This window comes from Stenotrophomonas sp. PS02300 (assembly GCF_029959395.1).
In the GTDB taxonomy this organism is placed as follows: domain Bacteria; phylum Pseudomonadota; class Gammaproteobacteria; order Xanthomonadales; family Xanthomonadaceae; genus Stenotrophomonas; species Stenotrophomonas maltophilia_AD.
Genome location: NZ_JASCOP010000256.1, coordinates 1 through 791, shown reverse-complemented (window position 1 = coordinate 791; position 791 = coordinate 1). Strand labels below are relative to the sequence as shown.

The window sequence follows — 791 nt, the reverse complement described above, 5'->3', positions numbered from 1 at the left end:
GGATTCGGTGAGAAATGGCTACGCACTGAGCCGCTGCGCGGCCCCGCGATGTCGAAAACCCACGCATGAACCCCCGATCTGTGCCCGATCTGTGCCCAAAGCGGCGCTTGCGCGGCCGCTTCCTACCTGCCAGACTCGCCAAAAAGGGCGGTTGAACTTCCTATACCCCGGCCCTGACCTCCCAGGGTGGTCAGGCCCGGCACTTCGCCGCGCGATCGATCGCAACCACAAGGAGGCCCCATGCGCCGCATCCTCATCCTGCTCGCCACCCACCTGCTCACCCTCGGCCTGGGCTTCGGCCTGGGCGTCTATCTCCTGCCGATCCTGATCGCCCCCGATGACCCGCCGGTTGCGCAGGTGCAGGCGGCCATGAAAGACGCCCCCTACCGCACCACCTTTCGCCGCGACCTCAAGGGCAGTGATGCGGTGCATTGGGCGGAAGGCAACGTCAGCGTCAGCCCGCGCCAGGTCGCGTTCGACGGCAAGATGGGTCCGGGTCCGGATTACAAGGTGTACCTGGTCCGTGACTTCGTCGACAACAAGGCCGATTTCCTGAAGATCAAGGCACAGGCCCAGCGCATCGGCGAGGTGAAGACCTTCAACCGTTTCCTGGTGGACGTGCCTGAAAGCGTCAACGTGGACGATTACACCACCGTAGTGGTGTGGTGCGAACGGTTCGAGCAGTTCATTTCCGCCGGGCAGTACCGCACGCCGGGTTGAACAACATCCCAAGCATCTGGGCGAAGAGCAGCCGAGCATGGCTCGGCTCTACTGTAGAGCCGAGCCATGCT

The 791-nt window shown here is 63.7% G+C and carries 1 protein-coding gene; it reads left to right on the top strand.

Features of this window, described 5'->3' with window-relative positions:
- Positions 1 to 240 precede the first annotated feature (240 nt).
- Positions 241 to 720 (top strand): DM13 domain-containing protein, encoded by a 480-nt coding sequence (locus QMX79_RS20815; protein WP_047290306.1) that lies wholly within the window; start codon positions 241 to 243, stop codon positions 718 to 720.
- Positions 721 to 791: the final 71 nt, after the last annotated feature.

Excerpts from the sequence above, each read along its gene's own strand:
- QMX79_RS20815 (WP_047290306.1), top strand. The coding sequence starts at position 241 with ATGCGCCGCATCCTCATCCTGCTCGCCACCCACCTGCTCACCCTCGGC.